Source organism: Stenotrophomonas sp. C-A (genome assembly GCF_054030835.1).
The window spans coordinates 2,382,650-2,408,647 of record NZ_CM132916.1; the positions used below are offsets into that span (position 1 = coordinate 2,382,650).

Below are 25,998 nucleotides of genomic sequence, written 5' to 3' on the forward strand. Positions count from 1 at the left end.
TTAGTGCGCTGCGGCGTCCAGCACGGTTCGCACCGCCTGTGCCAGGTCACTTCGGGTAAATGGCTTCGGCAAGAGAGCAGCAGCCCGCCCTTGGCTGCCCACCGCATCGTGGTCGCGCGGATAGCCTGACGTGAACAGGATGGCCACGTCGGGCCAGCGCTCGCGAACCTCGCGGACCAGTTCCCAGCCCGACATGCCGGGCATCACCACGTCGGAGAACAGCAGGTCGACCTTGGTGTCCGGTCGCTCCAGCAGGCGCAGCGCCGACGGTCCGTCGTGCGCTTCCAGTACGCGGTAGCCCAGCAAGCGCAGTGAATCAACCGTGTGCGCGCGCACATCGTCGTTGTCCTCGGCCACCAGGATGGTTTCCTCGCGCGGCGCGTAACCGGCCAGGCCAGACTGCTGCGCACGCGCTTCGCAGGGCAGGGCCAGCGCCGAACGCGGGAACATCATGGTGATGCTGGTGCCGGCACCCTCCACCGAATCGATCAGGACGTGGCCGCCGGATTGCTTGACGAAGCCGTGCACCATTGACAGGCCGAGCCCGGTGCCGCGGCCGACCTGCTTGGTGGTGAAGAACGGCTCGAACACGCGTGCCAGCGTGAGCCTATCCATGCCGTGCCCATTGTCGCGTACCCGCAGCATCACGTACTCGCCGGGTTCGGCGTCGGGGAACAGCGCGGCGTAGTCGAGGTCCAGATGGCTGTTGTCGACCTCGATCACCAGCCGGCCACCGTGGGGCATTGCATCACGGGCATTGACCGCCAGGTTGAGCACCGAGGCCTCCAGCTGGCTGACGTCGATCTCCACGCACCAGATGTCCTGGGCGCTGCGGATCTCCAGCTGTACCAGCTCGCCCAGCGCACGCTGCAGCATGTCGTGCATGTCCAGCAGCCGGTCGTTGAGGTTGGCCGCCTGGCTGTGCAACGGTTGGCGGCGGGCAAATGCCAGCAACCGCTGGGTGAGGCTGGCGGCACGACCCACGCCTTTCAGGGCATTGTCCAGGGCGCGGCCGACCAGCGCGGCCGGCTCACCGGCGCGCTCGCTGAGCAGCATGGCGTGCTCGACGTTGCCGGAGATGACCGTCAGGATGTTGTTGAAGTCGTGGGCGATGCCACCGGTCAGCTGGCCCACGGCCTCGATCTTCTGCGACTGGCGCAGCGCGTGCTCGGCCTGCAGCCGGGCGGTGGTTTCCACCGCTTCGGAGACCACGGCCGTGACTACACCTTCGGCATCCACCAGTGGACGGAACGAGAAGTCGAAGCTGCGCCGTCCGGTAGGCAGCTCGATATCCAGCGCATGCAACGAGCTTCGGCCGTGCACGGCATCGGCGACGGCCCTATCAACGGTCGCGGCGACCTCCTCAGTCATGGCGAACCACGGAGACCGCGCATAACGTTGGCCCACTACATCCTTCTTGTCGGCCAGCACGGCGGCCAGCGAGGCGACGTTGGCATCGACCACGCCGCCGGAAAGATCGAGCAGCACCTGGTGCTGGAAGCTGGATTCGAAAATGGCCTGCAGGCGGCGCTTGCTGGCCCTCAACTCGGCCGTGCGCGCCTGGACCTGGCGCTCCAGGGCCTGGTTGTCCTCGCGCAGCGCCAGCTCGGCCTGCTTCAGCCCGGAAACATCGCTGCCCAGGCAGATATAGCCGACCACCGCGCCGTCGCCGCCACGCTGCGGCACGCAGTCCATCTGCACGAATCGTGACTGCCCACTGCGATGGGTCATTTCCACCTGGAAGCTGGTGCGCTCGCCCTGAAGCACGCGCTCCAGGGCAGGTAATGCGTGTTCAAACGCAGAAATCCCACTGACTTCCCGTGCCGTGCGGCCCAGCAGTTCTGCAAGGCTGAAGCCATGCCAGTCCAGAAACGCCTTGTTGGCAAACCGGTAGCGATGGTCCTTGTCCAGCTGGGCGATCAACGCAGGAACGGCGTCGGTCACCTGCTGCAACTGGGCCTGGCTGTCGTTCAGTGCGGCCTGCGCATTGGCCAGCTGGGCGCGCTCGTGCGCCTCCTGGCGGGCGCGGCGGATCGCATCGGGCAAGCGTTGCAGGCGTTGCTTCACCACATAGTCGCGGGCACCGCGCGTGAGTGCCTGGACCGCCAGCTCCTCGGTCAGCGTGCCGGAAACAAAGATGAAGGGCGTCTGCGGAACGCGCTCACGCGCCAGCGCAAGGGCGGCGTCGCCATCGAAACCCGGCAATACATGATCGGCGAGAATCACGTCGAACGCACGGTTGTCGATGGCCTCGATGAACGCGTTGCGGGTCCACAGGCGCTCGGCCTCGAAATCGAGGCCGGCACGCTGCAGCTGGGCGCTGATCAGCTCCGCATCAAGTGCGCTGTCCTCCAGCATGAGGATGCGCAGGCGCTCGCTGCGGCGCGATCCATCACGCATTGTGCTGCCCCGAGCCGTTGGGGCGATGCGGCGGTGGCTGGTTGGTGATGCCCCAGAACATGCCCAGGCCCTGGATCGCGTCGAAGAATTCCTTGAAGTCGACCGGCTTCACCACGAATGCATTCACACCCAGTTCGTAACTGCGCACGAGGTCCTGCTCTTCGCGGGAAGAGGTCAGCATGACGATCGGGGTGCTGCTCAGCTGCGGATCCCCGCGAACCTGTTCCAGCACTTCCAGCCCGTTGACCTTGGGCAGCTTCAGGTCCAGCAGCACCACCACCGGGCCGCCGTGCATGGCGCCGGCAAACTTGCCTTCGCAGCGCAGGTAGTCCAGCGCTTCGGCGCCGTCGCGTACATGGATGACATCGTTCAGCAACTGGCAGCGCGACAATGCGGCCAGCGTCAGCTCTGCATCCTTGGGGCTGTCCTCGACCAGGAGGATCGGCCGCAGGTCCCTCATGGGTGATCTCCTGTGGAACGGGGTAGGGTGAAGTGAATGGTGGCGCCCATGCCGGGCTCGCCCTCGGCCCAGGTACGGCCGCCATGGCGGCTGATGATGCGGCGTACATTGGCCAGGCCGATGCCGGTGCCTTCGAATTCCTCGACGTGATGCAGGCGCTGGAACACGCCGAACAGTTTGTCCACATAGCGCATGTCGAAGCCGCAGCCGTTGTCGCGCACGAAGAAGTGATCTTCGTCGTCACTGCGCTCGTGGCCAACCTCGATCACCGCCTGGTCGCGCTCGCGGGTGAACTTGATCGCGTTGGCCAGCAGGTTCTGCCAGACCAGGCGCAGCATCGTCGGATCGGCTTCGACCTCCGGCAGCGGTGCGAGCGTCCACTGCACGTCGCGGCCGGCGTAGTCCAGGGCCAGGCTCCGGCGCACATCCTCGGCCAGCGCGGTCATGTCCATCCGCACACGCCCCAGGGTGGAGCGCCCCATCTGCGAGAAGCTGAGCAGGTCATCCACCAGTGTTCCGGCGGACTTGGCCGATTCCACGATCGTGTCCAGGAAGCGGCGCTCGGTATCGTTCAGGCGCTCGCCCGCCGAGCTGCCCAGCAGTTCGGAATAGCCGACAATGTGACGGAACGGAGCGCGCAGGTCGTGGCTGACCGAGTAGGAGAAGGCTTCCAGTTCCTTGTTGCTGCGGAGCAGCTGCTCGTTCAGTTCGGCCATTTCCTCGGCCTTGCGCAACACGATATCGACGATGGCCGTGCGCATCTCGTGTGCCGCGTCGCAGTCAGCATCGCTCCACGGCAGGCTGCGCTGCTGCACGGTCTCCTTCCAGGCCTCGAACGAGTTGCGCGGAGACAGCGCCACGCCCGGTGCTGCTTCCTTGCGGGGATCGCCACCCCAGCGCACGGTGCGCACCACTTCCGGCCGGAACCACATCAGGTAACTGTCATGCAACTGCGAAATGGACACCGCCAGCACGCCGCTGGCTACGTCGGCCAGGTGCACGGCAGGTGACCAGTCGGCTGCCAGGTGATCGGTGCAGTAGGTTTCCTGGCCGGCCTGCTGCGTGGCCAACCAATTCGCCAGGGCCAGCACGTCGCTGGCAGAAGGGCATTGGCCCATGCGCATGCAGTCGCCCTTGTGCACGATGGCCGCGCCAGTGGCGCCGGTCAGCGATAGCAGGCTGGCCTCATCCATGCGCAGCGCGGCAATGAAGTCCTCGTCGCCGGCCATGCGCGCGAGCAGCTTGACCAGCACGGAACGGCGAGCCACGCGTTCTTCGATCGCGCGCGCACGCTCCTTCAGGGCAATCTGCAGCGACAGGATCTGGCCCATGAACTCGCAGGCCGTGCGCACGTGGTAGGGCAGGCGGCGCGGCTGCACCGTATGGCACGACACCAGCCCCCACAACTGGCCCTCATGGACCAGCGAGACCGACATCGACGCCCCGGTGCCCATGTTGCGCATGTATTGAAGGTGGACGGGGGACACGCTGCGCAGCACCGCCAGGCTAAGATCGGTCGGCGGTGCATCCCAATGGGCCTCGGCGCGCATCAGCGGGGCAGGGGTGTAGTTGTTGTCTGCGATCAGCCGCACGCGGTTGCGGCGGTACAGCTCACGGGCCTGCGCAGGAATATCCGATTCAGGGAAGCGCAGGTCCAGGTACGAGGGCAATAGGCCATTGCCGTCCTCGGCCACCACGACGCCGTTCCAGCCGGCGTCGAACTGATAGACGAGGGTGCGATCGAAGCCGGTGAGCCGGCGCATGTGCGCGGCGGCCAGTTGGCACAGGTCTTCCACCGTCGAGGCCGATTCGATAGCGGTCATCAGCTCGCGGATGGCCGGATACAGTTCTTCCAGCGAGCCCGGTTGGCCCGGGACCGGTGCTTCCAGCTCGACAAGGAGGTCGGTGGCGGAGCGATGCACGAGCAGCTGGTGCCGGCCGTGACCATCCAGGTGCACGGCGCCCACATGCGCACTGCTGCCGATGGTGGCCTGCTGGAGCAGCGCCTGGAAGGGCGCCAGCACGCCACCGAGTACCTCACTGACGTGCTGAAGCAACGGCTCGCCGAACTGCTGAAGGACGCTCGGCTGACTGATGGCGCGCTCGCGCACCCGCAGTGACTGCGGCTCCAGCACCAGCAGCACACCGTAGGGCTGGATCGCGCCGGGTGTGTGGATCGGTTCGCGCGCACAGCGGGACAGGGCAAGGTCGTGCGTGGACTCGGCAGATGGCATCAAGGGCGGGACTCATGATTCATGGATGGCTGGAAAAGCCCAGCTACATCCTGCTAGCAGGGATGGTGAAGCAAAAGCGCGCATTCGCCTACCACCTGATGCATGTGAAAGGCATTTCATTCAAACCTGAATTCTTCATCTACGCAGCGACAAACGATGTGGAAGGCGTCCGTGCAAAAGGTTTCGCAGCCGGTGCATGTCGGCTGCACGCCAACTCGACAGCGATTGCCCTATGGTGAATCCACCTTCAACCGTTGCCACGCCCGTGAACCTGCAGACGCTGCCATCTCTTCCGTACCGCATGCTGCCTGACAGCTGCCAGTTTGAACTGCTGGATGTGGATGCCCTGCAGGATCCTGCCAGCGGTCGTCTTCTGCATCTGTACTCACTGGTGGCCCGCTGCCTTTCCTGCGAAACGGTGTTCAAGGCAGAGGAAGGCCAAGGGTTAGTGAGCCATTCTGCAGCCAGAGTGGTGCGCTGCCCCACCGGCTGTGGCCAGCAGGCCTTCAAGCCCTCCCTGTTGCGGGCGTGGCGCCCGCAGGCCATTGCCCAGGCCTGATTCAGATGTGTTGCGCTCACAGCAGTGCGGGATTGGCGCGCCACACCGCGTAGTTCAGCGCGCAGGCAAACACGATCCAGGCCAGGTAGGGCAGCAGCATTACTGCCGCAATGCGGCTGACGCGTGCAAACCTGAGAATCGTGGCGCACACCAGCGCAATCAGCAGAAGAATGTCCGCGAACGCAAGAGCGCCAAGCTTCCAGCCGAAGAACAACCAGCTCCACAGTGCGTTGACGGCCAACTGCAGCAGATAGAGTCGCAGCGCCGTTTGCGCGCCGCGCCAGCCGCGCTCGCGCCAGACCCACCAGGCCGCCACCGCCATCAGGGCATAGAGCAGCGTCCACACCGGACCAAAGACACCGGCCGGCGGCGCCCACGCGGGCAGGGCAAGCGAGGCATAGAAGGAGGCCGCCGATGAAGATGCCCACGCGCCCAACGCGGCCGCAGCGAAGGTGATCGCCAACCAGCCCAGAAACCCGGAAATCTGTGTGCCGCGCTTCATCCCGATACCGCTCCATGCTCCGTATGCCCCTGCATACGCTTGAAAGCGATATTTGGATGCAGGTACCGCGGCTTTCAGTCTGAAGATCCGCCCGTACTTGCCGGCAGCAGGGATGGGCGCTCGTCAAACCACTCGCGCGCCTTGGCCAGGTGCCACTGGCGCTGGTCGCCATCCAGTTCGATGCCCGCTCCCAACAGCCCCCAGCGCAGATAAAGGTCGCCGCGCTTGCGCTGTTCCAGCAGATCCAGCCGCGCGCGCACCGACAGCCGATCATTCTCGGCCTGCAGGCCATCGATCACCAGATGGCCGGGGCGCCAGCGCAGCCTGGCCTGTGCATCCACCTGGCCGGAATCCAGCAGCGACAAGGTCCAGCGCGGGTAGTCCGTGCGCTCGGCGAACAACGCCAGCAAGGGGCGCGCATCACTGAGCGTCAGGTCGGTGGTGGCGTCCACCTGGAAGGGCGATTGCGCATCGATGCGGCCGCGCTTGAAGGCCGCACGCCCTTTCCACGCAGTCGAGCGTTCAGTGCCGGCCACCTGCACGTTACGTAGCTCGACCGTGGTGCCGGACAGATCAAAGTGACGCTGGTTGAAGTCGCCACGGCGCAGCGTTGCGTTCACGTCCACATCGCCGCCCATGTCCAGGCCGGCGACCTTGGCGCTGGTGTTGCGCCCCCGCAGGCGGGCCGTGCCATGGCCAACGCGGCCATCGGTATCGAGGGTGGCATCACCGCTGAGTGAGCCGGTGCCGCGCAGCAGGCGCACCTGCTTTGAACCGAGATAACGGTTGTAGGCCGACAGATCTGGAATCGTGGCTTCGCTGAAGCTCAGGTGCGCGCGCACGCCCTTGCGCAGCTCCTGCAACCGGCCGTCGCCGGTCAGGTCCAATAGCAGATCGCGGCCGTCGAACAGCCGCACGTCCTTGGCATCGGTGGGACGTGCGGTGAAGCGGGGCAGGCGGACGGCAAGCAGGGCCTGATTCGGAGTACCTGACTTCAGTTCCCCATGCGCGCTGGCGGTACCGGCAAGCCGGACGCCCGCCACCTCGGCAACTGCTTCGGCAGAGGGAATGTCCACCGTGCTGCCTTCGCTCAGCTCGCCGTTGCGCAGCCGGAGGTCTGCCTTCAGCGTGCCGCCGCCGTCCAGTTGCAGCCACGGTCTGCGGACGAACAGGGCAGGGATCCAGTTGAGCGAGGTGAACGTCCATGCGCCGCGCACCGTGCCGGAACTGCGCTCCAGCAACTGCGCCGGATCCTGGAAGGGAATATCACGGCCCGTGATGTGCAGGTCCGCGTCCACTTCGCTGCCCGAGCCGGGCTTTGGCGGCAGGCGGGCCTGCAGGCGCAGGTCGTTGGCCACATTGAGCTGAAGGGCCAGCACGCCGCGGTCGGGAGCGCCGTCGCCAAGATAGAGCGGCACCTGCCAGAGAGCGTGGTCGCCGGGTTGCAGTTGGCCGTCGATCAGGTGTGCCGAGAGCTGCAGGCGGCCCGGCACCGGGGCGCTGGAGATCTTCGGGGTGGCGGCATCCGTATCCATTCGCAAGCCCTGGCTGCGTGCATCAACGTCCAGCTGGGCATGCAGGATCTTCAGTTTGGCCAGCCCAGGCGCCTGGTCACGGTAGTGGCGCGGGTAGCTGAAGCGCGCGGCAAGGTTCATGTCATCCAGCAGCTGCACGCCATCGAAGCTGGTGTCCGCACCCTTGAACGTGACGGTTGAATCGAGCAGTTCCGAGGGGCCACCGCGCAGCTGCTTGATGAAGCCGACCGTGCCCTGGCCCTTGCCGATGATCAGCAGCTTGCCGAAACGGGCGCTGCGGATGCTGTCGCTGTGGATGGCATCGAAACGCAGCGTCCAGCCCTCGTCGCTGCGCGGGGGCGGCGGAATGGCCTCGTCAACGCGGCTGATCTCGGCCGATACGCCCGTGGCCTGCAGGCGCGGAACCCGTACTTCGCGCTGGAACAGCGGCAGGACTGCCAGCCTGGCGCTTGCCCGGTCGGCATGCAGCACGTAGACGGTGTGGTTGACGTGGCCGCGCATGTGCACGTTCCAGGCGATCACGTGGCCGGGAAGCAATGTGATGGCCGGGCCTGTGGTCATCACGAACTTGTGCGGTTTGCGGTTGGTGACCTGGTCGAACAAGGGCGTGTTGAGGAAGATGTTGCCGGCCAGGAGGTACAGCGCGTAGAGGCCCAGCAGGATATAGATGGCAATGCGCCATCGCCGTGACAGGTGAAGCGCGGGCGCAGGAGGAGGGGACATGTACCACTCGAACAACGAGGACCCCCGCACTATTGCGAAGTGAGCGGCGGCAACGTGTGAAGCCGGTGCGCTGCGCAGGTTCGTTGTGATGTGCCACGCTAAATCAATTGCAATCCATCGGGATGGGGTTGGGTTTCATACAATCCTTCCGGGACCTGCTCAACATCCAAGGAAGACACTGTGAGACAACGCGTCATCGTATGCCCGCTGATCCAGAACCAGGGCGCCTATCTGCTGTGCCGTATGCCGTTGGATCGTGGTGCATTTCCAGGCCAATGGGCGCTGTCCGGTGGCGGGCTGGAGCCCGACGAACGCATCGAGGATGGCCTGCGCCGGGAAATCCGTGAAGAGCTGGGGCCCGCGTTGCGGAGCGGCTGGATTGCCTGGGTCATGCACAAGACCCTGATTGGACGATGGAGGAAGCCGTAGCCTGCCAGGCAGCGAGGGGCACGCTGAGGAGGCTGGCTTCTTGGCATAGCGAGGCCGCTGGTTGAGGCGAGCGGTACGCCAGCGTCCTTTGGGATGCCATGAACATAATATACATTATGCGAAATGCAGTATCTGTCCTGATCCGGCTCGTGGGATCCGCTTGGCAATGGCTCCGGCTCTGGCTTGGTGACGAAGCAGGTAAATCTGTTACCTAGCGCCATGTAAAGGTGTTACTAGTTCGGAAGCAACGGAGGCTTCTGTCGCTGGACCGTGGCTCCCGGCGATCCATCGCCTTCGCTCTGTGGCAAACCGGGGTTCGCGTCTCTGTACATGGCAGCCTGGTGTCGATGCCGGTATGCTTGCCCTATGACCTGCTTAGCATCGCTCGACCCTCGAATACCCGCGTGATCGCTTCGATCGATCACGCCCCTGTTGCTCATGTTGGTCAGAGCGCCGGCCTTATACTCCGGTGAGAGCACGTGCCAGATAAGCGCGTACACGTCGGTTCGATTCCGACCAGGGGCACCACCACTGAGCAGGACTTCTTGTCCTAGAGTGCAGGTGCAAGATGGTGATTTCCCGTTTCGACAGCCTCCCCCCAATCTTGGTCGCCGCCGCCCAAAAACGTGCGAGGTTGGCGGAGCATTGGCTGACGGCCCAGGAAGTATCTAGGATCGTCGATCCAGCCTATGAGAGCTCGCTGCCGACAGTGGCAACGAAGCTCCGCCAACAGTGGCGACTTCTCGCTGTATACATGGATCCGCCGTCATCCCACTACCGCTACCCCGCATGGCAGTTTGGGGAGGACGGTCAGCCCGTCAGCCAGTTGCATGACATCCTGACGGTCATGCGAGCAAAAGGACCGTTTACGCCGGACGATCAGGGTCGCACGACCGGCTGGGGTGAGGTGGAGTGGTTTATGAGTTGCAACGCTTTACTGGACGGCGCGACCCCTGAGGAGGTTCTCAGGACCGATCCTGCCGCGGTCTTGCGTGCGGCGCTCATCGAATTCAATGAGGAAGAATAGCCGCTATCTATTCGGTGCCTGAGCGTGAGTGACTCCTGATTACCGCGGAAAAGTCACCCTTGTAGCCGAAGAGACTTGCCCGCTTTTCCGGGGAAATCTGCCCGTAGATCTGAGAACCCTCGCACAAGATGCACTGGATTCGCTCGATCTACTGAAAAAACGCCCTGCATTGACGTGGAATCCTTAGAGCTGGTGCCTCTGTAAGCCTTTGGGGTCGTAGCGTGCGCCCTATTGCTTTGAGCGCTTCCGAGTCGTAGGCGAAGGAACCCTTTTGGACCGCTTTAGTGCCACTTCAAGCTGTGCCGGCAAGTTTTGAAGCGCTGAAAGTTGCCCCTCGAGCGCGTCACATCTGCCGCGCAGGATATCGGCAGACTGACTGGCTGTGGCGGCCGCTGATTGGGCGGCCTGGATATCCTGACGCAGCTGCTTTTCAAGGGCCCTGTGTTGTTCGGATTCCTTGCTTAGCTGCGCCTGGAGTTCCTTCACCTCCTGGCGTGCGCGATCAACATCGCTGAGCGCCCGATTCTCGACAAATCTGACGTACTCGGTCCAGTCCTCCCGCTCAGATTTCGCCGTCTCAAGAGTTTCGTGAAGCCGGGCATCGAGCTGCTGTCTCGCTGCCTCGGTTCGATCGGTTCTTCGAAGCTCTAGGGTCCGCTGCTCTGCAAGTTCTGAGATCTGCAGACGGAGCTGATCAACCAGGTGCTGTAGCTCTGCAGCTTGGGTCGCTGCAATTCTCTTTCCGGTGATCGCCACGTCACGCTCTGAACGCATTTGCGTCAGCTCCTCAGCCGCAAGCCTAGAGCTGACATCCAGCTCATCACGCTGAGCAGCCAGAGACTGCTGGGCGGATGCAAGCTCTCGAAGGGCCACGTCCTTGGCGTGGTTCAACGCCAGCTCCCACCACTGCCCGGCCAGCTCCGCCAGCACAGCTGGTGCGTCTTCAAGGTCTGCGCGCCCTCGCTGCAGGCGCGTGCCGAGTCGTTTCCACCAGGTTTCCAGCCAGCGGGTCACAGTGTTCGGCGAGCCTGTCCCTAGGTGAGCCCTGATCCGCTCGACGGTTGGGCGTTCGCCCTTGGCCACCAGCTCGTCGGCGGCGGCATGGACGTCAGATTCGGTGATGCCGCGGGCCATGTGAGCTCTCCTGTACTGGCGCCCTGCTCTGCTGATATCTTACTCACGATAAGTGATGATTATCGCTAGTAGATGCCTCATTTCATATTGTACATTACATATTATGGAGCGAAATCCCATTACTGCGATCTTGCCGGCAACGACGACTCAGTTGGCCCTGCCGGAGCAACTGGCCCAGCAAGCCGGCGATGCAGTGCGCCAACTGCTCGCTGAGGCAGCCGCGGCGAATACCACCCGCAGCTATGCCACCGCCCTGCGCTACTGGGCCGGATGGCACCAGGGGCGCTACGGGTTCGAACTGGCGCTTCCGGTCAGCGAGGCCGTGGTGATCCAGTTCCTGGTTGACCACATTCAGCGTAGAAGCAAGGCCGAGCTGGTCAGCGAGCTGCCGCCGACACTGGATCAGGCCTTGGTCGCCGCTGGACTCAAGGCCAAGATCGGGCCGCTGAAGCTGTCGACCGTGGTCCAGCGCATGGCGGTGCTGTCCACCGCCCACAAGCTCAAGCGCCTGGCCAACCCGTGCGAGCTGCCCAGCGTACGCACCCTGCTCAGCCGCGCCCGCCGCGCCGCGGTCAAGCGTGGTGAGCGGCCGACCAAAAAGACCGCGATCACCCGGGCCGAACTGGAAGCCATGCTGGCCACCTGCGATGACAGCCTAGAGGGCCTGCGCGACCGTGCCCTGCTCTGCTTTGGCTTCGCCAGCGGCGGCCGCCGGCGCAGCGAGATCGCGGCTGCTGACATGCGTGACCTGCGCAAGGTTGGCGATGATGGCTACATTTACCGGCTGGAGTACTCAAAGACGCAGCAGGCAGGGGTGACGACGGATTCGACGCCGGACAAGCCCATCCTCGGTCGCAGTGCTGACGCTTTGGCGATCTGGCTGGAGGCGGCAGATATCCATGAGGGGGCAATCTTCCGACGGATCTGGAAGGATCGAGTCGGCCCCGCCCTACTTCCGGGCTCGGTGGCCGCAATCGTCAAGCGCCGAGCCCGTCTGGCGGGGCTGGAGGGGGATTTTGGGGCCCATAGCTTGCGATCAGGATTTGTGACCGAGGCCGGTAGGCAAGGCGTGCCGCTGCCAGCAGTGATGGCGATGACAGAGCATCGCTCCGTGGCGAGCGTGATTGGGTACTTTCAGGCGGGCGCTGCCGAACACAATCCAGCAGCACGACTTCTTAAGTGAGTTTCGCCTACCTCAGTGATCCCCATAGATCAGCGATAAATTCTTGAAAAGCGGGTTGCCATTGGCGGCCGATTTCCAAGCGCTCTATCCGAAATCGCTGCCGCCAATGGTTGGAATCTGTGCAATCTTGCCGATGACGCAGCCTGTTGCAGCCGTTCGCTACAAAGATGGCGACAGGCGCATCGGAGTCTACTCCAGCCTAGTCCCCACTTCACCGACAACTGCGTCAATAGTACGCGCTGCAGCGTTCAGGAGTTCGCCTATAGAGGCCTCACCACGGTCGACCGCGGCAACTGTTTCGTGCAGCGCGGGAAGGTGCTGGGGAGAACTGAATCGGGACGAAGTTGAAGCCAAGTGCTTCCAGGTCGGAGAGAGTCTACGTGCCAAAGGTCTGCCGAACGTCTTCTGAAGCAATAAACCTTCGGAGAAGCAGACCGTCGCCGAAGATGCGAGAAGGTGAATGTGGAACGCGTCTTCAGGGGTGAGAGAGGAGTTCTGCATGAGCGCAAGTGCCGCTCCGAACGTTCTGCCAACTGAGGAGCGTTCTACTTGGCGGCTGGCAGCGGCCCGGGCCGCTTGGCCCGACAGCGCAAAACCGCATGAAATGTCGGCAAGCGTCGAGACGATCGCACTATTTGGTCCCCAAGTGCGAGCTGCATCGACCTGCCACGCGCCAATGGTCCGCGCGGGGCTATCGCAGCAGATTGCAGCTGCGGCAAAAACTGCAAACAATCCCTCAGGGCTTAATCTAGACGCATTCGTAGACATGTTGCCAGCATTGCTCGGCAGTTCTTGAGGGTAATCGACAAGTGAAGTGATGAGGTTGAACTCTCGTTCGAAATCAGCGAGCACGCATACGAACTCTTTGCTCGTTCCAGCATTGAACTCAAACGCAAGAAGTGCCTCTGCAACGGAGAACCTCACCAATGGGAAGTTCGAGGTTCGCAAGGCTTCTAGTTGGGTCCGGAACTTTGGAGATATGTCCCCGAGCTGGGAAGCCAACAGCCCTGCTTTTACAACGCTAAGTTGAGTCCGTATCGCCTGGCCAGGGCGCGGCTGGCCAAAGCTTAGGCCAGGCTCAGAGGCCTTTCCGAAGGGTAGCCTCAGTGTTGAGATGTCTTTCTGTCTTGCGATGGCATCAGTTAGATTGCAAACGCCATTGATGAGCTGAAATATGGCATCCCAGCCCTCCTCTCCATCGTCCTGAGCCGTCGCTGGCAAGTCAGATAGCATATCAGTGAGCATTTTTGCGGCGCGCTGAGGCGCGCCAGCTACAGCCATAACGTGACTGGCGTCAACTAGGAGCCCAAATTTCGTGATGCTAAGACGGTACTCGGGCCGAACAGTTGAGCCAGCGATAAAATAATGCTCAGCCTGCGACCATTCCCCAAGGCGGCAAGCGCAGATTCCTGCTCGTCGGAACGCAAAAGCATCTAAGCCACTCGCAGCCACTGGGTCGGAAACAAGCGAATTCCAAGCAGCAAGAGCACCGACTTCATCGTTCGCTTGGAAGAGAGCATTCACTCTCTGCTCACGAATTGTGGGAGTTTCCCCATGCGCTGACGCCGCGTGCTCCAAGATCTGAATTGCCGCCGAATGATCATGAAGGTACTCGCCATGGATGATGGAAAGGGCCTTCGCTACCTCACTACCGAACTGGGTGAGGTCTAAGCGGCGTGCGATCGCCCCTGCTCGGGACAGAAGTGCAATCATAGGCTCCCATTCTGTTCCACTAGCGCTCTGTGAGGCCCAGGCGCCGTGGACGAAGGCTCCGCAAGAGTTTACTAAAGGCCAAGTGAGAATAGCCTCGAAGGCTCGCCGATCATCGACGTCGGCATCTAACTCAAGCCAGTCGACAACTTGCGTCAAGCTCTCCAGATCTCGCACAGAAGACGCTTGGAGCGAGAGAAAGAACTGTGTGCTCGTCGCGCTAGGTGGCAAGCCATGCAACAGCTCATCGGATTGGGCCATGAACTGACGAGCGAATTCTTCGGCAAGAATTGCAGCCTCTCCCTTCAACCTGCTGAGGATCCCAATCGCAGTCAACTTCGGTCTTAGCTGAATCCGTGGATTCCTATTGGTGAACAACTTGGAGCAGCGCATGACCTGGAGCGCCGCACGCGGTTCTTGCTCAGGGATTTGATCAACCTCTTCGGTCCAGCGGGTCAGGATGGTCGGTAGCATCTCCGAATCGAGCTGGGTAGCCACTGAAAATTGAAGCTGACGTAGTACGACACTGACGAACGGCTGGGATTCAAGGAAGCGCTGGCCTTCAGATAACGACACGTACGGTAGCCAAACAAGATGCTGAAAGACAGCGGCCGATATGGTGTCCTCGTCGATGGTTTCCAGAATGCGTGCGCAGTGCATGAGGCGGCCCGCGTCTTGCGCGATGTAGGCGTGGAACAGGAGCGCCCCTGCGTCGGATACATCCAGACTCCTGACGCCTGCGATTGCATCGTAGATCTGGCTGTGGGCAAGCCGCCTGCGTCCCAGTGACCACACCTCTCCAGCAGAGCCCTTTAGGAGGGGAGTCACACTCAGCCTTCCTACGAGAGCCTGCTCTAGCCACTTGCCTTGCAATGCATCAATGATGTCGCCGCCATTTACGATGCCGCCCACAGCCTGGGTCAGGCTGAGCAGCATCGGCCGGGTCAGGGGCAGTGTGGCCTCCGCAGCCGTGTACACAAATGCCGCCGTCTCGGGCGAGACGGTCTCGCTCAACATCCGCCGTGCGACCTGTCTTGCGTTAGTTATAGCTGGCGAGATCGTCGTGATGTCACTTGGTGTGGGCGGTGGCCACTGTTTGGCCTCAAGTTCGGCGATTCTCACCTGAACCAGCTTGGGATGGCCTCCAGCGGCTCCGCGAATGAAGGCCGCCCACGCCTCACACATGTGCTTAGGACAGCCATTACTAAGGCAGTGCTCTTGGACGTCTTCGACCGACATCTCAGGAACATCGATGGCTTCGATGTTCGCAAAGTCCGAGAGCTGCGCTGCTTCGGCAGACTCGCCGCGAGCAGTCAGAAGTAAGCCACGCCCCGAGCGCAAAGCGCGATTTACCAGCAGCGCCAATGTTTCCTTGTATGCCCCATGTGTATTCGGGGAAAGGTCAATGTTGTCGACTACGATAAGCGAAGGAGTTGATTCATCGCTAACGCATGCTGCAATTGCTTTCAAGATATTGTCGGTGTCAACTCCGCTGCGTGAGGCAAGGGTGAACCACCATGCATCTGGACACAATGAACTTGCCACCAGTTGAGCAATGGTCGTCTTTCCTTTATGGATAGTGCCAGTTAGCAACACGGTCTTCCGCTGCGCAATTCGCAGTCTAACGTGCTCAATGAGAGATGCTCGGTTCAGGAGCGGTGATGGTGCCCGGGGTACGGGCAGTCGCATAATTCTAAGAAGCGCAGAGCCAGGGTCGAAGGCGCCTGTCTGGAGTGCTGATTGAAACTGCTGGTACTGATGTGCGGGGACCGGGATGTGCTCCGTTGTGGCGGCGTCAATCTCTCTGAGGAGGTCCGCAAGACACAAACGGCGCTTGGCGGACTCCTGTCGGACCAGCACATCGCAGGCGAAGGAATGAAGGCGGTCCCGGACTGCCCCGACGTACGATAGCGGGGCTTTAGCTGAGTTCAAACGGACGACAAGTCTGTCGTCGACGCTCTGCTTCACCTGTTCGAGACCGGGCTGGTCTAGAAACCAATGAACGCGACTGATGAGGCGTTCTTTGACTTGCTCCGCTGTCGCCGATGTAAGGAAAGCTCTCAGCGCGCTGTTAGCTGCGAGTTTTGCTGCGAGATAGGATTGAATCCTTGTCGCCATTTCGGGATCGGTTTGAGCAATTCGCCACGCCTCGAGGCCCGTGATACCACCAAATTGTGCATCTTGTTCAAGCGCGGCGGAGGCAGTCGTGATGTAGTGAAAGTCAACGCGCCGGGTCGATTCGCGCTGGCTGAGCGTCCAGTAGTTCTCAAGCGCCTCGTGGGACCGCTGGTTGTTAAGCGAGAGCCTCTGCGCCTCATGCTTGACTTGTTCGGCGATGGCTCCGCTTGATGCTATGCGGTCAAGATCCTCTGCACCTTCCAGGAAGATGACTTCATCTGATGAGCTCAAACGTAACCAGGCATCGATCGTCCACCAAATCTGGTACACGATACCTCGGATAGAGGCTACGGCTTGGCGTGCAGGGTCGCCCTTCAGCTCGTCCGGACCCGGAAGGGCTTCTGGCAGGTCGTTGAAAGTGGGCGACATGTGAGCTACGTAATGATTTGGGGATGCAAGGTTAAGCCGGGGCTTGTCTCCCCAAGGCTACAGTTGAGGTATACCATGCCGTCCCGACTCGGAACAGCCGGGTTGCTATAGGCAGATGTGGAAGGTTGGTCATTTTCGGTGGCGGGCCGCTGCCCCCCTCTCGGTATCATTCCTGATGCCCCGCGCTTTAGGGCGCTCCGCATGCCGGGGTCGATTGCGCAGACCGTGATAAGTTCCGACAAATTCGGAATTTGCGGTAAGTCTAACTGCCGCACCCTGTCACCTATTGTTCCCTCCCGCCCCCTCCCCTCCCTCGGCGGCAGCCGTCTACGTGAATGCCGCTCGCTAGCAACGCACTTTGTCGGGAACGCTTGCTTCCGAAAACCGGACAACGGCACAATCACGCTCTATGCCTGCACTCAAGAATCAGCATTATGTGCCGCGATGCCACCTGAGGCCATTCACTCTGAATGGTGAAGGCTTGGCGATAAACCTGTTTAACTTCGCACGGGGCCGTGCGGTCCCTAATGCGCCGGCGAAGAATCAATGTTCGGCGGACTACTTCTATGGAAAGGACCTTCACTACGAAAAGAGTATGCAGGTGATTGAGGGGCTTTATTCTGCAGCTGTGTCGCGCATCTCTAGTCCCGGCTACACCTTGACCAGCGACGACTCTGAGATCCTTCGCTCGTTCTGGGTGCTGCAGCACCTGCGGACAGATGCGGCTTCGCGCGCTTTCGCTGCTCTGTCTAATGAGGTGGTCGACACGACTGGGGCACCCGAAGAGTTCCGTGCGTCTATCGCGGACGCCGTGCAGGTGGCGATGTCGACAGTGCCAGAAATGGTCTCTGTCGTGGAGGACCTCAAAGTGTGTTTGCTGCGCAATCGTTCAGCTGTCGACTTCTTCACTAGTGACGATCCGGCGATTCATACGAATCGTTGGTACCTGCGCCCTGGACATGAAAGACTGGGTTCGCCAGGCCTGGCAAAATCTGGGGCAATCTGCCTGCTTCCTCTCACTCCCAGGCATTTCTTCTTGGCATACGACGGCGATGTCTACTCGCTTCCTGTGTCCAGTCGTTGGGTTGACGTCAGGGATGAGAATGACGTGCGGATGCTCAATCAGCAGCAGCTGCTCACCGGGATGGCAAATGTTTACTTCCGAGAAATTGAGGACGCAACCGCGATCGCTCGTGAGTTCGATGAGTGTATAGCCAGGCGCGTTCCATCTAGGCACCGCCTCAATCACGCGGTCCTGGATTCGAACAATGGAATGTTGAGGCGATATCGTGTCACAACCGCCGAAGAGGCTCGAGCGCACCCTGATGCACTGATCCACTCAGAGACATTGTTCCCGCGGCCGAGTGGTTGGCCGGAATTCATTGGATGGCGCGCTGGCGCCGCGACATATTCGAACGGAACTGCCGTCGGATACGTGCGCCGCGCTCATGCTCACTCGCGCGAGACATCGTCGCAGCCATTCCGGAAGATTCGGCTCGATAACATCAAACTGTGAGCATGCACTTCGCGTGGGATGTATTCGGGTGCTTCGCGATTCCTACCATGTGGCCTCCCAACAAATCGGCCAAGGGCGGTCCTTGGCCTTAGTCCGGTTAGATCCTTCTAGTCGGGAAGTAACGCAACCCGCAATTGATCTGGACGTCTTCGCCGGCGTCATTGCGTACCTGCAAGTGCCCCAGCAGGTCCCGCCGACATGGCTGGCCAAAAACCAAGCGCAGGCGGTTCTGGCTCAAAGGAAGCTGGAGCACCCGATCTACCGCCGAATCTCAGGACGCCTCGCAGATCCAGTAGGGCACCAGGTCCTCGATTGGCCCTCTCTTGCCCTCCTTCTTCTGTCTGCGCGAAGGGCCGTTGCCACGCCCCCGCCCCCCCCCCCCCCCGCATCAGAGTCGGGTAAGCCCTCGAGTTTAAGATTGAACTCGAAACCGAGTACAGCAGACATCGTCGATCTAGCAAAGCCGAGCACAACGTCGGTTGCGAGCGCGGTGCCCATCCATACCCGCGATAAATCTTCCTAATCCACGGATGACCTTGGCCTATTGCGGTTCTTGGGCCTTGGGGCCAGGGGTTGAACATAGAATTCAGCCTCTGGCGCAATTGGCTTCACGAGCTAGATTTCTCCTAGATCCTTGAGCACGGCCTGCTCCTTCTGGAGGAACCCAACCAGCAGCCGTCCTCCTGCCACCTTTCGGCCCATTTGCTTATTGAGGTAGCTCGCCTGCAGACGCGCATGGGCCAGAAGATCCGTCTGGGCCATGCTAGGCGTCACGGGCTTGAGCGGTTCGCCTGGCGACGCCAGCTGGCCTCCAATCGGCTGGACCACGCAAGGGAGCTGGTTGCCGCTCTTGGCATATGCCGTGGCCATCATCCGGCCGTTCTTCGGCGACCAGCCGCCAAGCACCAACTCGGTCCCGAGGTGCTCGGTCGGCAGTCCTGCCTCGGCTGCCGCTTTCTCGCAGTTCGGCCACAGCTGGTCCACCACCAATCCCAGCTCGGCAGATAACTGTTCCATTGTGAAATCTGCGCGGAAGCTCGCCTGCAGCGCCAGCTCATAGATGCGAAGGAAGAACTGCGTAGAACCTCGCGTAGCAAACACCAGGTTGTGCTGAGGGATCAGCAGCAGCTTTGCCCCTGCAGAATGTGCCCCTGTGAGAGCATCCTCTGCCAGGGTATCCGCTGCGACGACCAGGTGGTCAGAAGTGAGCAGAACGTTGAGGATGCTCATGGCGGACTCGTCTAGACGATTGCAGACTATCGCCCTCCCCTTCCTGTCCAGACTGCCATGACACCCGAGATCACAGAAATCCTTGATCGCCTCGATGCTTGCGAGGCCGCGCTTGCGCTGGTTCCAACTGTTCTAGGCCCGGTGTGATCTGAAGAAGTGCTATCAATTCCATCGTTGATGGCACACGGCGCTGGCGTTCGGCGCCTACCTGCAGGCGCTATCCCCCGTTGCCATCCTCCGGTGGAATCTTGAAGCGGATGCTCTGCCGAAGCCTCCCGCTGGGATAGAGGCTTACCGCAACCTGGACGGGGCGCGCTTCACTACAGTAGAAGCGAATGACCTGTAGTGCCGCGTTACCAGGGGCTGCCTGCAGCAGTCGGGCACTGTCAGGATCCAGAACAGAGGCCGAAACGTCCTGGCGCACTTCGGTAACCCGCACCCCAAACACACGCCGCAATTGCTCGGCCCATTCTGCCCAGATCCACGGCGTTGGCACATCAGCGCATTGGTGGCATGTCGGGCAGGTAAGCTGAACGACGTTCGGAAGCTCCTCAAGCCCGGAGGTTCGAGATAGCTTGGACTCTTTGCCGCATGCCTGGCATCTACAAGTCATTGCCTCTACACCTTCAAAACTTCCATTGGCGCGAAGCAAAGCATGGATCCTCAGGATCCGAAACGAAGTGGGGGTGGTCATGGGGTCCAGCCATATCAGGGCTGGACAGGGGCGCGAAGAATGTCGCGCCGGAGAAGAGCCAACAGTTGCTATCCTATCGTCAATCCGATGAAGGACGCATCAAGCCGAGCTGTGCCAACGACTCTCTCGTGAACATTTCTGGCGTGTGTAGCAAAGTGCGACTATGTTCGATAGTCCCTCGCGCCTGCTCGAGGTTGCTGGCGCATTCGTTATCCTACAAAGGGGAAACGGAAATGAGCTTCCAGCAGCCTTCCGCGATCTCTTCAGCGCCGGGATTTCCTCGCAGGCTAGGCCGCTTTGCCAAACGCTCCTGAAGGTCGTGTAGCCAGGCAACCTGGGTGCCATGTGGATTTCTGGTGTATATGTCGCAGGCCAGTCGAATTACGGGCGCAACCTCGTGACGAAAGTTCAGCGCAGGAAGAGCCCCGGCATTGAAAGCCAATTCCCAGTGAGCAAGTTCTCTGTCTATGTCGACGTAGTCTTTGTTTCTGGGGCTTTCCATGGCAGTTCTCCTTTCGGGGCTCCGACTCTACTCGCTTAGTCACTCTGCTGTTTGAGCCCTTGTTCATAAATGGGACGCTGCAGTACGCCCTCCTAACGGCGCAGAGAGGATTGTGAGTGGGCAGCACTTAGCTGCAGTGGAGTAACGAATGAACAATGTCAACCAGGGTCAGGATGCCCGAAGCAACGACAGCAGCGATGCAAAGCGCGCTGGGCAGCAGGGGCAACAGGGCCAAGTGAATGGCGAGGAGCTCGGTGGCGGTCCCGACGGAAAGGGCGAGAAGGATCCGCAGAAGCAGCAGCAAGGCAGCCAGGAGGGCAGCAAAAAGGGAAGTGCCAAGGAAAAGCATGGTGAGCAGCAAAACTCTCGCCGCTAGGGCATAACGAGGAGCCGCGCTTGGCGCGGCTTTCTTCGGGCTCAGCAGGAATCAGAGATCATGAAATTGCATGAGAAAGCGGTAAGTTTGATGGCCAAGATCATGTATCAGTGTCGCCCCGCGACTACGACCACCATGGGGCTTTGTCGTTCTTGTCATTCCCCCAGCCCCGGTGGAATGGAATGCGCACGCTGCCTTACTGAAGAGCTGGGAAGAGTCATCGAGAATCGCGGCGCCGCTGTCCGTTGGCTTGATTCGTTTCTGAAGGTTCAGCAGGACGAGGCCCAGGTTTTCCTGTGTGCCAGTCGCGTCGCCCCGAGCGGGCATGCCTGAGCCTGCTACCGGGTTTGGGTCCTCCACATGCCTTTCTTCATCAGCATCTACGATAGAAATGGGAGAGGGTTACGCCTGCCTGAAGGGTGGTGGATCGACTTGTCACGTGCTTCTCCGGCCCTGGCTAGGCGATCAACTCGCATTGATCTGCCCATGTCCTCTGTTGACGAGCATCCCCGGATAGATCCGGTGGTGTTGGACGATCTCCATCGCCGTATTGAAGGTGCCCAATGGCTGACCTAGAAAAGTACGACCCAGTAAGCGTACGTTGGCTTAGCTTTCGTCTGCGAAATGGGCAGTCCATCGGGCCAGAGAAGCTGAAGGCGGTTTGGTCAGATGCTGCAGAGACGAATACCTGCAGCGTGCGCAGGGAGCATGGCCCGGACGGTCATGTTGTCTATGTGCTGTATGCGTCGCGCGGTCTTCCCATGCCGCGACGAGCAGAAATGCGGCTGCGATCAATGCTTGAAGACGCTGGATACGTCTTCACGATGGGGTCGATTGCCGGTCGTCATCCGGTCGGAGGCTAAGCCCGATCTCTCGGTCCCGAGCTGGCGAAATGGTGAACAGGTCACCAGCCGCCGCCGTAGAACCGACCGACTTGTTCAATGTGCAGCGCGGGCCAACCGCGGCATTCGCTGCCAACGGTTGTTTGGGGCAGCACCTCGTCATGGTGCCGGAACAGCGGCTGGTCGCCGTCAGGCTAATCCACCGTTGGGACACCCATGCACGGTGGCAGCGAGGTCAAGGCCGCCGCCACACGTGGTCGTATGGTCACTCCAGATTTGACAGGATTTCTTCCCGACACACGCTGAGGATCTCATCCGCAAGTGAGGAATCATCCGGGCATGATCGCGACAGCACCACTGCCCCCACTGCCTGTGCAATGAGCGCAATGCGCTGGGCTCGCTTACGCGAAACGGTCGTGGCATCCGCTTGATCCTTTGAGTCCACGTCCATTGCTAGCCGGGCTTCAATACCTGCTGCAAACACTTCCCTGAGAGATTCTGGCTGGCGAGCTGCATCGCTGCATAGAGCTGCCATCGTGCAGCCTCGGCCCGGCGCATCCCGATGCTCGCGCGAGAGATAGTTGGCCACGAATGTCCGGTAATCCATTTCGGCAACAGTTTCGGCCGATTTGGAAAAGCTGTGTCTCGCGGCCTCGACCATCAAGTCGGCCTTTGAGCCGAAGTTCTTATAGAAGCCGCCGTGAGTGAACCCGGCCGCCGCCATCAGGTCCGCCACGCCCACGCCATCGTAGCCGCGCTCCCTGAAGAGCGTGGATGCGGTGTCGACGATGTGGGCCCGGTTGGCCTGCGCCTGCGCCTTGGTGACCTTCATAACAGGTTGTCTCTTGATGCTCTGCCTTTCTGGGCAGCACAGTTTATCACGGTTAGATGATTGTCATCATCAAACCATTGACATCTAAGATTACGATCATCATCATTGAGCCCATGCACGCGGCGACGCTGCTGACCCGCCCTTGTCACCCCACAACGATTACGACCCTGCATCCACCATGACGACTTCGCAGCTCTTCCAGCCTTATCCCCTTGGCCCGCTTACCCTGGCCAACCGTATCGTGATGGCGCCACTGACGCGCAACCGCGCCGCTGCCGGCCTGGTGCCCAGTCCGCTGGCCGCCACCTACTACGCACAGCGCGCCTCGGCCGGCCTGATCATCACCGAGGCCACCCAGATCTCGGCGCAGGCCCAGGGCTACCAGGACACCCCGGGGCTTTATACGCAGGATCAGATTGATGGCTGGCGCACGGTCACGGAAGCCGTGCATGCACGCGGCGGACGCATCTTCGTGCAGCTGTGGCACGTGGGCCGCATCTCGCATGTGGACCTGCAGCCGGGCAACGCCGCGCCCGTGTCCGCATCGGCGATCCGCGCGCAGACAAAGACCTTCGTCCACAACGGCTTTGTTGATGTGTCCGATCCGCGCGCCCTGGAGATCGATGAGCTACCCGCCCTCGTCAACGATTTCCGCCAGGCTGCCGCCAATGCGATTGCCGCCGGGTTCGACGGTGTCGAGATCCACGGTGCAAACGGCTACCTGCTCGAACAGTTCATCAAGGACGGCGCCAACCAGCGCACCGACGCCTACGGCGGTTCTATAGAAAACCGTGCGCGCCTGCTGCTGGAGGTGGCTGCATCGGTGGCTGCTGAGATCGGTGCCGATCGTACCGGCGTGCGCATCTCGCCGGTCTCTCCGGCCAACGCCATCGCAACCATCAGCGACCCGCAGCCGCAGTATGATTACATCGTCGATCAGCTCAGCGCGCTGGGCATCGTCTACCTGCATGTGGTCGAAGGCGCGACCGGCGGCCCGCGCGACGTCGCACCGTTCGATTTCGACGGCTTGCGCCGCCGTTTCAACGGCACCTACCTGGCCAACAACGGCTATGACCTGGAACTGGCCGACGCGCATCTCGCCGCTGGCAAGGCCGACCTGTTCGCGTTCGGCCGTGCCTTCATCAGCAATCCGGATCTGGTCGAACGATTGAAGACCGGCGCGCCTTTGAACGCCTTGAACCCGGCCACGCTGTATGGCGGTGGCGCGGAAGGCTACACCGACTACCCCGCCCTGACTGGAACTCTCCCGCAGTAACCGTGCGGCCAGCGCCGGGCCGCGTCCCCGTTCGCCCATCACATTTCAAGAGACACATCATGAGCCTGCCTATTGTCCTCATCACCGGCGCCTCCAGCGGCATCGGTACCGTTTATGCCGAACGTTTTGCTCGCCGCGGCCACGATCTGGTACTGGTCGCGCGCGACAAGGGGCGGCTGGACGCACTGGCCGAGCGCCTGCGCCACGACACCGGCGTTGCCGTCGACGTACTTCCGGCCGACCTCACCCAGCGCAGCGACCTGGCTACCGTTGAAGCCAGACTGCGCGACGATGCCCGCGTCGGCATCCTGGTCAACAACGCTGGCATCGCCCAATCCGGCAGCTTCACCGAGCAATCGGCCGACAGCATCGAACAGTTGGTCACGCTGAACACCCTCGCCCTGACCCGCCTGGCTGCCGCTATTGCACCGCGCCTGGCAAACGCTGGCGAAGGCGCGATCATCAACATTGGATCGGTGGTTGGGCTGGCGCCGGAGTTCGGCATGTCCGTGTACGGTGCGTCCAAAGCCTTCGTACTGTTCCTCTCGCAGGGGCTGAGCCTGGAGCTGAAGCCAAAGGGCGTCTACGTGCAGGCCGTGTTGCCTGCCGCCACGCGCACCGAGATCTGGGAGCGTGCCGGTATCGATATCAACACGTTGCCGGAAGTGATGGATGTCGGCGAGCTGGTCGATGCCGCCCTGGTCGGTTTCGATCGCCGCGAGTCCGTCACCATTCCACCACTGCATGTGGCCTCACGCTGGGACACGCTGGACGCCTCGCGCCAAGGCCTGCTCTCGGACATCCGGCAGGCGCAGGCGGCGGAACGCTATCGCCCCGCCCAGTGAGTCTTGGGCTCACAGGTCCCCGCAATCCCTGCCCTGCAGCCCGACGGCTTCCCTCATCAGAGACACACCGCGCATGAAAGCCTTCCTCATCGACCGCTACGGCAAAAAGGAAACCGGTCGCATCGGCGACGCCCCACAGCCTTCGCTGCGGCATGACGATGTTCTCATCCGCGTATCTGCGGCCAGCGTCAATGCGCTGGACACCAAGATCCGCACCGGCGAGTTCAAACTGATCCTGCCCTATCGCCTGCCGCTGATCCTTGGCAACGACATGGCCGGCACGGTGGTCAGTGTGGGTGCAGGCGTGCACCACCTCAAACCGGGCGATGAAGTGTATGCGCGTCCCGATGATGATCGCATCGGGACGTTCGCCGAGTTCATCGCGGTCAAAGCCGCCTCAGTTGCCCTCAAGCCCAGCAACCTCAACATGGTGGAGGCGGCCTCACTGCCACTGGTAGCGCTCACCGCATGGCAGGCGTTGGTCGAAACGGCCCAGCTCAAACCGGGTCAGAAGGTTTTCATCCAAGCCGGCTCCGGCGGCGTCGGTACCGTAGCGATCCAGCTGGCCAAACATCTGGGTGCCTTCGTTGCCACCACCACCAGTACGGCCAATGTCGAGTGGGTAAAAGCATTGGGCGCTGATGTCGTCATCGATTACAGACAGCAGGATTTCGCGACTGAACTGCGTGACTACGATGTAGTGCTCAACAGCCTGGGCAAGCATGAACTGACCCGATCGCTGCAGATCCTCAAGCCGGGCGGACATCTCATCTCCATCTCCGGACCGCCCACTCCCGCGTTTGCCGTGGCGCGCGGGCTTGCTTGGCCACTGAAGCAGGTTCTGCGCCTGCTCAGCCGTGGAATCCGCAGCAGGGCCAAACGGCAGCGCGTAACGTACACGTTCCTGTTCATGCGCGCCGACGGGCGTCAGCTCAGCGAGATCACTTCGCTCGTGGAGTCCGGTGCCATCCGCCCGGTCATCGACCGGATTTTCACTTTCCAGGATACCCGGGGTGCGCTGGCCCATGTGGAGAGCGGGCGGACCAAGGGCAAAGTGGTTGTGGAGATGCCGCAGTAGCCAATGTCTTGACGGGGGACTGCCGACTATTTTTGAAGCGACCTGGATAAATATTCCTCATCGCCGTCTCCGCCCGATGTCCGCTTGCGGCCAAGAGCGGACACTTGGGTCTAGCCGCCCAAGCGAATCGTCACTGTGTCGAGGTCTGGTGGCTCCCACCTCAAGTAGGCCGGCTGCCCCCATCCGTCCTTCCTGAGATATCAACTGATTTAGAAAAGTTAATCAGCTTCCTGGCCCGTCTGATAGCTGCGCGCATTTAAAGAACAGCAGGCTCGTAACCGTAAACAGCACAGGTGATTCCAGCCGGCGACTGGCCTTCACAGCCAGCGACGCACATCCGATGCAACTATGCAGGACGCGTCCC

At 61.4% G+C, this 25,998-nt stretch carries 20 protein-coding genes and 1 tRNA gene; 11 read left to right on the plus strand and 10 right to left on the minus strand.

What is annotated here, in order from left to right; genetic code table 11:
* From ACW5IY_RS11260 to ACW5IY_RS11270, 3 genes are read right to left on the minus strand one after another with little or no spacing between them, the layout of a single operon-like run.
* Positions 1–2,400, minus strand: a complete 2,400-nt coding sequence (locus ACW5IY_RS11260; RefSeq protein WP_049436416.1) for a response regulator — start codon at positions 2,398–2,400, stop codon at positions 1–3.
* The gene (locus tag ACW5IY_RS11265; RefSeq protein ID WP_049436417.1) at positions 2,393–2,860 is read right to left on the minus strand and encodes a response regulator; all 468 of its coding nucleotides are present in this window, start codon (positions 2,858–2,860) and stop codon (positions 2,393–2,395) included. Before ACW5IY_RS11265 ends, ACW5IY_RS11260 begins: the two co-directional genes overlap by 8 nt.
* Positions 2,857–5,094: an ATP-binding protein gene (locus tag ACW5IY_RS11270; RefSeq protein WP_049436418.1), complete on the minus strand. Its 2,238-nt coding sequence runs from the start codon at positions 5,092–5,094 to the stop codon at positions 2,857–2,859. Before ACW5IY_RS11270 ends, ACW5IY_RS11265 begins: the two co-directional genes overlap by 4 nt.
* A 14-nt stretch (positions 5,095–5,108) precedes the next feature.
* Here ACW5IY_RS11270 and ACW5IY_RS11275 point away from each other — a divergent pair, with 14 nt between their 5' ends.
* A complete protein-coding gene (locus tag ACW5IY_RS11275; RefSeq protein WP_152906235.1) occupies positions 5,109–5,333 on the plus strand; it encodes a hypothetical protein in 225 nt (74 codons plus the stop codon).
* Between the two features lie 26 nt (positions 5,334–5,359).
* On the plus strand, positions 5,360–5,653 hold the full coding sequence (locus ACW5IY_RS11280; RefSeq protein WP_049436419.1) for a hypothetical protein: 294 nt from the start codon (positions 5,360–5,362) through the stop codon (positions 5,651–5,653).
* A gap of 16 nt (positions 5,654–5,669) precedes the next feature.
* Here the strand turns inward: ACW5IY_RS11280 and ACW5IY_RS11285 are convergent, their stop codons facing one another.
* Both ACW5IY_RS11285 and ACW5IY_RS11290 read right to left on the minus strand, forming a co-directional pair.
* Positions 5,670–6,155 carry a TspO/MBR family protein gene (locus ACW5IY_RS11285; protein WP_049436420.1) on the minus strand — a complete coding sequence of 162 codons (486 nt, stop codon included), beginning with the start codon at positions 6,153–6,155 and terminating at the stop codon, positions 5,670–5,672.
* Positions 6,156–6,229: 74 nt separating this feature from the next.
* Complete coding sequence (locus ACW5IY_RS11290) at positions 6,230–8,413, minus strand: hypothetical protein (RefSeq protein WP_049436421.1); 2,184 nt, start codon at positions 8,411–8,413, stop codon at positions 6,230–6,232.
* Positions 8,414–8,593: 180 nt separating this feature from the next.
* Here ACW5IY_RS11290 and nudI point away from each other — a divergent pair, with 180 nt between their 5' ends.
* The 3 genes from nudI (at position 8,594) to ACW5IY_RS11305 (ending at position 9,869) form a co-directional block, all read left to right on the plus strand.
* Positions 8,594–8,842: a nucleoside triphosphatase NudI gene (gene nudI, locus ACW5IY_RS11295; protein ID WP_100049927.1), complete on the plus strand. Its 249-nt coding sequence runs from the start codon at positions 8,594–8,596 to the stop codon at positions 8,840–8,842.
* A 425-nt stretch (positions 8,843–9,267) separates the two neighbouring features.
* Positions 9,268–9,370 (plus strand) — tRNA-Ile (locus ACW5IY_RS11300).
* A 40-nt stretch (positions 9,371–9,410) separates the two neighbouring features.
* Positions 9,411–9,869, plus strand: a complete 459-nt coding sequence (locus ACW5IY_RS11305; RefSeq protein WP_049436422.1) for a hypothetical protein — start codon at positions 9,411–9,413, stop codon at positions 9,867–9,869.
* A gap of 228 nt (positions 9,870–10,097) precedes the next feature.
* Here ACW5IY_RS11305 and ACW5IY_RS11310 read toward each other — a convergent pair whose 3' ends face one another.
* Positions 10,098–11,003, minus strand: a complete 906-nt coding sequence (locus ACW5IY_RS11310; RefSeq protein ID WP_457326771.1) for a DNA-binding protein — start codon at positions 11,001–11,003, stop codon at positions 10,098–10,100.
* A 103-nt stretch (positions 11,004–11,106) separates the two neighbouring features.
* On the opposite strand from ACW5IY_RS11310, the gene ACW5IY_RS11315 reads away from it, so the two are divergent.
* Positions 11,107–12,186, plus strand: coding sequence for a site-specific integrase (locus ACW5IY_RS11315; RefSeq protein WP_049436424.1), 1,080 nt, complete (start codon positions 11,107–11,109; stop codon positions 12,184–12,186).
* A 189-nt stretch (positions 12,187–12,375) separates the two neighbouring features.
* Here the strand turns inward: ACW5IY_RS11315 and ACW5IY_RS11320 are convergent, their stop codons facing one another.
* Positions 12,376–16,344 (minus strand): hypothetical protein, encoded by a 3,969-nt coding sequence (locus ACW5IY_RS11320; protein WP_152906234.1) that lies wholly within the window; start codon positions 16,342–16,344, stop codon positions 12,376–12,378.
* A 508-nt stretch (positions 16,345–16,852) separates the two neighbouring features.
* On the opposite strand from ACW5IY_RS11320, the gene ACW5IY_RS11325 reads away from it, so the two are divergent.
* Positions 16,853–17,959, plus strand: a complete 1,107-nt coding sequence (locus ACW5IY_RS11325; protein ID WP_457326772.1) for a DUF4238 domain-containing protein — start codon at positions 16,853–16,855, stop codon at positions 17,957–17,959.
* Positions 17,960–18,574: 615 nt separating this feature from the next.
* Here the strand turns inward: ACW5IY_RS11325 and ACW5IY_RS11330 are convergent.
* Positions 18,575–19,189, minus strand: a complete 615-nt coding sequence (locus ACW5IY_RS11330; protein ID WP_049433709.1) for a hypothetical protein — start codon at positions 19,187–19,189, stop codon at positions 18,575–18,577.
* Between the two features lie 217 nt (positions 19,190–19,406).
* Positions 19,407–19,883: a UTRA domain-containing protein gene (locus tag ACW5IY_RS11335; RefSeq protein ID WP_100049925.1), complete on the minus strand. Its 477-nt coding sequence runs from the start codon at positions 19,881–19,883 to the stop codon at positions 19,407–19,409.
* Positions 19,884–20,533: 650 nt separating this feature from the next.
* Here ACW5IY_RS11335 and ACW5IY_RS11340 point away from each other — a divergent pair.
* Positions 20,534–20,761, plus strand: coding sequence for a hypothetical protein (locus tag ACW5IY_RS11340; RefSeq protein WP_152906233.1), 228 nt, complete (start codon positions 20,534–20,536; stop codon positions 20,759–20,761).
* A 1,107-nt stretch (positions 20,762–21,868) separates the two neighbouring features.
* Here the strand turns inward: ACW5IY_RS11340 and ACW5IY_RS11345 are convergent.
* Complete coding sequence (locus tag ACW5IY_RS11345; RefSeq protein ID WP_049433711.1) at positions 21,869–22,435, minus strand: TetR family transcriptional regulator; 567 nt, start codon at positions 22,433–22,435, stop codon at positions 21,869–21,871.
* A 178-nt stretch (positions 22,436–22,613) separates the two neighbouring features.
* Between ACW5IY_RS11345 and ACW5IY_RS11350 the strand changes: the two genes are divergently transcribed.
* From ACW5IY_RS11350 to ACW5IY_RS11360, 3 genes are all read left to right on the plus strand, one after another.
* Positions 22,614–23,711 carry an alkene reductase gene (locus ACW5IY_RS11350; RefSeq protein ID WP_049433712.1) on the plus strand — a complete coding sequence of 366 codons (1,098 nt, stop codon included), beginning with the start codon at positions 22,614–22,616 and terminating at the stop codon, positions 23,709–23,711.
* 56 nt (positions 23,712–23,767) lie between these two features.
* Positions 23,768–24,556 (plus strand): SDR family NAD(P)-dependent oxidoreductase, encoded by a 789-nt coding sequence (locus tag ACW5IY_RS11355; RefSeq protein ID WP_049433789.1) that lies wholly within the window; start codon positions 23,768–23,770, stop codon positions 24,554–24,556.
* 73 nt (positions 24,557–24,629) lie between these two features.
* Positions 24,630–25,634 carry an NADP-dependent oxidoreductase gene (locus ACW5IY_RS11360; protein WP_049433713.1) on the plus strand — a complete coding sequence of 335 codons (1,005 nt, stop codon included), beginning with the start codon at positions 24,630–24,632 and terminating at the stop codon, positions 25,632–25,634.
* Positions 25,635–25,998 lie beyond the last annotated feature (364 nt).

Bases quoted from the DNA above. Each gene is read 5' to 3' on its own strand.
- ACW5IY_RS11325 (WP_457326772.1), top strand. From the start codon at position 16,853: ATGCCTGCACTCAAGAATCAGCATTATGTGCCGCGATGCCACCTGAGG.
- ACW5IY_RS11270 (WP_049436418.1), bottom strand. From the start codon at position 5,094: ATGCCATCTGCCGAGTCCACGCACGACCTTGCCCTGTCCCGCTGTGCG.
- ACW5IY_RS11260 (WP_049436416.1), bottom strand. From the start codon at position 2,400: ATGCGTGATGGATCGCGCCGCAGCGAGCGCCTGCGCATCCTCATGCTG.
- ACW5IY_RS11335 (WP_100049925.1), bottom strand. From the start codon at position 19,883: ATGACCACCCCCACTTCGTTTCGGATCCTGAGGATCCATGCTTTGCTT.
- ACW5IY_RS11345 (WP_049433711.1), bottom strand. From the start codon at position 22,435: ATGAAGGTCACCAAGGCGCAGGCGCAGGCCAACCGGGCCCACATCGTC.
- ACW5IY_RS11310 (WP_457326771.1), bottom strand. From the start codon at position 11,003: ATGGCCCGCGGCATCACCGAATCTGACGTCCATGCCGCCGCCGACGAG.
- ACW5IY_RS11305 (WP_049436422.1), top strand. From the start codon at position 9,411: ATGGTGATTTCCCGTTTCGACAGCCTCCCCCCAATCTTGGTCGCCGCC.
- ACW5IY_RS11285 (WP_049436420.1), bottom strand. From the start codon at position 6,155: ATGAAGCGCGGCACACAGATTTCCGGGTTTCTGGGCTGGTTGGCGATC.
- ACW5IY_RS11290 (WP_049436421.1), bottom strand. From the start codon at position 8,413: ATGTCCCCTCCTCCTGCGCCCGCGCTTCACCTGTCACGGCGATGGCGC.
- ACW5IY_RS11315 (WP_049436424.1), top strand. From the start codon at position 11,107: ATGGAGCGAAATCCCATTACTGCGATCTTGCCGGCAACGACGACTCAG.
- ACW5IY_RS11275 (WP_152906235.1), top strand. From the start codon at position 5,109: ATGATTCATGGATGGCTGGAAAAGCCCAGCTACATCCTGCTAGCAGGG.
- ACW5IY_RS11265 (WP_049436417.1), bottom strand. From the start codon at position 2,860: ATGAGGGACCTGCGGCCGATCCTCCTGGTCGAGGACAGCCCCAAGGAT.
- ACW5IY_RS11330 (WP_049433709.1), bottom strand. From the start codon at position 19,189: ATGAGCATCCTCAACGTTCTGCTCACTTCTGACCACCTGGTCGTCGCA.
- ACW5IY_RS11340 (WP_152906233.1), top strand. From the start codon at position 20,534: ATGAACAATGTCAACCAGGGTCAGGATGCCCGAAGCAACGACAGCAGC.
- ACW5IY_RS11360 (WP_049433713.1), top strand. From the start codon at position 24,630: ATGAAAGCCTTCCTCATCGACCGCTACGGCAAAAAGGAAACCGGTCGC.
- ACW5IY_RS11350 (WP_049433712.1), top strand. From the start codon at position 22,614: ATGACGACTTCGCAGCTCTTCCAGCCTTATCCCCTTGGCCCGCTTACC.